The organism is Pseudomonas oryzihabitans, from assembly GCF_032027545.1.
GTDB lineage: Bacteria > Pseudomonadota > Gammaproteobacteria > Pseudomonadales > Pseudomonadaceae > Chryseomonas > Chryseomonas oryzihabitans_F.
On record NZ_JAVSJB010000057.1, the window covers coordinates 1 to 4,937 of the forward strand.

Below are 4,937 nucleotides of genomic sequence, written 5' to 3' on the forward strand. Positions count from 1 at the left end.
CTATCTGCTGCCGGCGATGGCGGCCCTGGTGCCGCTGCTGGCGAAGGTCCTCCTCGACGCCTATCGGGGTGGTCAATGGCGGATGCTGCGGCTCAACGGTGCTCTCAACCTGCTGCTAGGTGTCCTGGGGTTCGCTGCCCTGATGGTGTTCGACGATCGCATCTATGGTGGCGCCGATAACCTGGCCTGGGGACTGGCACTGCTGGCGCCCCTCGGCTTCGTGCTGGCCGGCCTGGGGGCCCTGCTGTGGCCGAAGGAAACCGCCCTGGCCCCGGCCTTGGCCATGTGGCTGGTACTGCCCCTGCTCACCGTCGCCCTGCCCAAGGGCCTGGTCTACAACAAGCTGCCCAGCGTCTTCGTCCAGGATCAGCTGCGCAAGCTGCAACCGGCCCATCTGCTGGTCAGTAACGACCTCGGCGTAGCGGCCAGCATGGCGTGGGCAACTCGCCGCTCGGACGTCGTGATCGTCGGCGGCCCAGGAGAGCTGAAGTACGGTTTCGAACGCCGGCCCGACAGCGGTCGCCTGCTGGCCGACGGCGAGCTGCCCGCCTGGATCGAGGACCATCGTCGCGAAGGCTCCATCGCTGTGCTCCTGCGGATGAGTGGCGACAGTGACGACCGCCTGCTGGCGAGCCTGCCGGCCACCTCGGACAAGGTCGTCAAGGAACGCCTCGTGCTGCTGGTCTACCCGAGGACAGCGCCGTGACGGCCACGGAAGGGATGCTGATCCTGGCCGTCATCCTGCTCACCAGCGCCAGCCAATTCGGGCAGAAAAAGGCGGCGAATGCAGGATCGGGGCTAGCCGCTCTCATACGCTCGAAGTGGCTATGGCTGGCACTGGCCTGCATGGGAAGCGCCCTGCTGCTCTGGTTCGCGGTGCTGCAACGCGTTCCGGTCGGCATAGCCTACCCATTGCTGTCACTCAACATTCTGGCAGTGACGATCCTCGCTCGTGTGGCGTTCAACGAGCGGATAGGTCGCAGAGCCTGGTGGGGCTGCCTGTGCATCGTGCTAGGCGCAGGGCTGCTGGGTGGCCCGGCGTGAGCAGCCTGATCGCTCTCCTAGCCAGCATCGGGCTGACCTCCGTGGCCCAGCTGACCCTGCGCTATGCCTTGGTGCAGTTACCCCCCGTGTCTAGCTGGCCAACCCATCCTGCCGCGCTGCTCAGCACCGCCGGCGTGCAATTGGCGTTTGGCGTGGCCTGCTATGCGCTGTCGATGCTGGCCTGGCTGATCGCCCTGGCAAGGATACCGCTGGGCCGCGCCTACGCCGCCTTGAGTCTTTCCTACGTGCTGGTCCATCTCGGCGCCCTCTGGCTACCGGGCGCTGCCGAATCCACCTCCGTGCGCCCGCTACTGGGCATAGCGCTGATCGTTATCGGCGTTGCCCTCGTCGGTAGCGACCGCCCCCCTGTCTCCTCCTCTCTCAGGAATACCCTATGAACATCAGCGTATTCGGCATCGGCTACGTCGGCCTGGTGCAGGCCGCCGTGCTGGCCGAAGTGGGCCACCAGGTCCTGTGCATGGATATCGACCAGAACAAGATCGACCGGCTCAAACGCGGGGAAATCACCCTCTACGAACCAGGTCTCGAAGAACTGGTGCGCAACAATCTCGCCGATGGCCGTCTGGAGTTCACCCATGACGCGGCAGCGGCGGTCGCCTACGGCAACGTCCAGTTCATCGCCGTCGGTACGCCCCCGGCCGCGGATGGTTCCGCCGACCTCACGGCCGTCTTCGCCGTGGCCGAGAGCATTGCCCGCCTACGCCTGGAGCACCGCGGAAGCGATCCCCTGCTGGTGGTCAACAAGTCGACCGTCCCGGTGGGCACCGGCGATCGCGTACGCGCCATCATCGACGAGGTGCTGGTCGAGGAAGGTCGTACCCTGCGCATCGAGGTGGTCTCCAACCCCGAATTCCTCAAGGAAGGCGCCGCCATTGCCGACTGCAAGCGGCCCGACCGGATAGTCGTCGGTACCGACTCGCCCGAGGCGCGTGAGTTGATGCGGGAGCTCTATGCGCCCTTCAACCGCAACCATGATCGCATCCAGTTCATGGATATCCGCAGCGCCGAACTGGCCAAGTACGCCGCCAACAGCCTGCTGGCCACCAAGATCAGCTTCATCAACCAGATCGCCGAGGTGGCCGAGCACGTGGGTGCCGACATCGAGGCGGTGCGCCTGGCGATAGGCGCCGACCCGCGCATCGGCAGCCATTTCATCTATCCCGGCTGCGGCTACGGCGGCTCCTGCTTCCCCAAGGATCTGCAGGCGTTGATCCGGACCGGTGCAGAGCAGGGACTTTCGCTGGACCTGCTACAGGCGGTGGAAGCGATCAATGTCAGGCAGAAATCCAAGCTCTTCGAACGTATCCGGCGCTATTTCAAAGGGGAATTGCAAGACCGCACCTTCGCGCTCTGGGGCCTGGCCTTCAAGCCGAACACCGACGACATGCGCGATGCGCCGAGCCGGGTACTGATGGAAGCGCTGTGGACTGCAGGTGCTCGCGTTCGCGCCTACGACCCGGTGGCCATGGCCGAGGCACAACGGCTCTATGGCCACGGCGAGCGCCTGGCGCTGATGGGTACCCCCGAGGCCGCCCTGGCCGGCGCCGATGCCCTGGTCATCTGTACGGAATGGCAGCAGTTCAAGGCACCGGACTTCGATCTCATCCTCCAGCAGTTGAAACAGCCATTGATCTTCGACGGCCGAAACCTCTATGACCCCGAGCGCATGGCGCGCCGCGGCTTCGACTACTTCGCCATCGGCCGTGGCCAATCCCTGCCCCTCACCGACACCGCGGTTCCGGCGGATAGGGCTCAATGAAAACGCTGTCGTTAACCCTGGATCCGCCGTCATCGACCGCCTCTCGTGCCAGGCTGGGCGCCGAAAGCCTGCTGGTGTTCGCGGTCGCCATACTGCTCTTCACCCTGGGCATCTGGGATCAGGCGCCCCAGGGCTTCGATTACCGGTGGGCAGTGTTCCTGAACGAGATGTTCCGCCACGGCCCGGCGTTCTTCCCGACGACCTATGGGCAGCCCTACCCGGACTATCCCGGTACGGCGACCTGGCTGAGCTGGCTCGCCGCCCGGCTGATCGGCGCGCCGAATCACCTCGCCAACGTGCTGCCCACGGCGCTGGCCTCGGCCGGCGCTTTGAGCCTGACCTACCGAATCCTCGCCGACCGCAGTCGTGCCTGGGCGCTGCTGACGATACTGCTGATCGTGCTGACGCCCCAGTGGCTGGAGAAGGCCCGGGCCGTGTGCCTGGATCAACTGGTCGCCGTCGTCGTACTGGCCACCTTCTATCTGTTCTACCGCGCCGACCGCGACCAGCGTCCCGGGCTGCGCCTGCTCGTGTTTCCGCTGTTCGTGCTGGGCTTCGCCATCCGCGGGCCGCTGGGACTGATCGAGCCCTGTGCCATCGTCAGCCTGTACTGGCTGGTGACCGCCTGGTGCGATCCGCCACGCCGGCCAGCGGCGCTCCGGAGCCTGATCGGCTATGGCGTGATGGGCCTAATCCTGCTGGCCGCGTGCTGGTGGACGCTGATGCAACTGGCCCGCCTGGAGGGTGGGGAGACCTTCGCCGCCGACGTCTGGCACATGCAGGTCACGGGGCGCCTGGACGAGACCGGCAAGCCCTTCTGGTTCTATCTGCAACTGGGGCTGTACCGCTATCTACCGGTGATGCCGCTGGCCCTACTGGCGCTGTGGGCCTGGCGGCGCGAACTGCTATTCAGCCCGGATAGCCCCGACCGGCGCCAGTTGCTATGGCTCGCCGGCTGCGGCCTGGTGATCCTGGTGGGCCTGTCCATCCCGAACTTCAAGCGGGCTTATTACGTAGTCCCCATGGTGCCCTTCCTGGCCGCGATCGCCGCCTTTGCCCTGTTGCAGGCGGCGTCCCGGCTACGCTGGATGGCGGTGGCCTATCGGCTGCTGGTGGGATTGTTGCCGGGGCTGGCGCTGGTAGCCCTGTTGGTCGGCCGGCATCTCTGGCAGGCACACGGCTATTGGCCCCAGCTGTCTCTGCCCATCCTCATCGTTTTCTTTGCCGGGCTTCAACTGCTCAGCCTGCTCAAGTGGCGCAGCCAGCATGGGGCCAGGCGCCTGTTGACCCTCAGCGCCCTGGCCTTCGCCGCCCTGTGGTCGATGCTGGTCGTGGTGGTCGAGCCGGTTCAGGACCTGGAGTACGACACCCGCGGCTTCGTCACCCAGGTAGAGGGCTTGCGGGAACAGCATCCTGGCCCCCTGGTGTTCTTCGGTATCGACCGTGACGCCTGGGCGATCCGCTACATGATGAACCTGAAGCACGATGAGCAGCCCATTTTCGTCGCGCGCGAGCAGAAAGCCCAACTGGACAGCCTTCCCGCGGGCTCCTGGATAGTGCTCGCCAAGCAGGACCGTGAGTTGCTCACCGGTACCCGTCTGGAAAAGCTCGAACCGGAGGTGGTACGCCGTCTGAACGGCAACGTCTGTCTGGTCTATCGGTTACCCTGAGACTCCTCGCGATGACGGCTCCGCCGAATCCCAATTCTCTTGAAGGGCCGGATTCAGCGGAGTCCGCTGCGTTGCAGCCCGACATAGAGCCCATTCGTCCCCAGGTGCCGTGATATCTTCCGACGGCGACAGCTTGTAAACGACGCCTTCACCCCTATCGACGACGCACCCCGCATCGGCAGCGACATCGGTGATAGTCGAAGTCGGCCCGGATTTGCTACAAGCTGGCTTCTGCCAATCTTGTTTGAACAATCAATCAATAACCGTTCGGAGATCCACGCATGAAAGGTATTTCGCGTCGACTTTTGGGTATCGCCCTACTGGTTCCGCTGGCCGCCTTTGCCGCTGAGCCGGAATCCTGTGGCAAGGTGCGCTTCGCCGATGTGGGCTGGACGGACATCACCGTGACCACCGCGGTGACCAGCGAGATCCTCAAGGCGCTG

4 protein-coding genes and 2 pseudogenes are annotated in these 4,937 nt (G+C 65.0%); all 6 read left to right on the plus strand.

What is annotated here, in order from left to right; genetic code table 11:
• Positions 1-706: pseudogene (locus RND78_RS27490) on the plus strand (lipid IV(A) 4-amino-4-deoxy-L-arabinosyltransferase); the annotation flags it as partial.
• The gene (locus RND78_RS27495; protein ID WP_312733377.1) at positions 703-1,044 is read left to right on the plus strand and encodes an EamA family transporter; all 342 of its coding nucleotides are present in this window, start codon (positions 703-705) and stop codon (positions 1,042-1,044) included. The pseudogene RND78_RS27490 and the gene RND78_RS27495, both read left to right, overlap by 4 nt.
• Complete coding sequence (gene arnF, locus RND78_RS27500) at positions 1,041-1,442, plus strand: 4-amino-4-deoxy-L-arabinose-phosphoundecaprenol flippase subunit ArnF (protein WP_312733379.1); 402 nt, start codon at positions 1,041-1,043, stop codon at positions 1,440-1,442. Before RND78_RS27495 ends, arnF begins: the two co-directional genes overlap by 4 nt.
• Positions 1,439-2,824, plus strand: a complete 1,386-nt coding sequence (locus tag RND78_RS27505) for a UDP-glucose/GDP-mannose dehydrogenase family protein (RefSeq protein WP_312733381.1) — start codon at positions 1,439-1,441, stop codon at positions 2,822-2,824. The genes arnF and RND78_RS27505 overlap by 4 nt, the downstream gene beginning before the upstream one ends.
• Entirely contained in the window at positions 2,821-4,494 is a 1,674-nt protein-coding gene (locus RND78_RS27510) for a glycosyltransferase family 39 protein (protein WP_312733382.1), read from the plus strand. The genes RND78_RS27505 and RND78_RS27510 overlap by 4 nt, the downstream gene beginning before the upstream one ends.
• Before the next feature lie 281 nt (positions 4,495-4,775).
• Positions 4,776-4,937, plus strand: a pseudogene (locus tag RND78_RS27515) (glycine/betaine ABC transporter substrate-binding protein); the annotation flags it as partial.

Bases quoted from the DNA above. Each gene is read 5' to 3' on its own strand.
- RND78_RS27505 (WP_312733381.1), top strand. From the start codon at position 1,439: ATGAACATCAGCGTATTCGGCATCGGCTACGTCGGCCTGGTGCAGGCC.
- RND78_RS27510 (WP_312733382.1), top strand. From the start codon at position 2,821: ATGAAAACGCTGTCGTTAACCCTGGATCCGCCGTCATCGACCGCCTCT.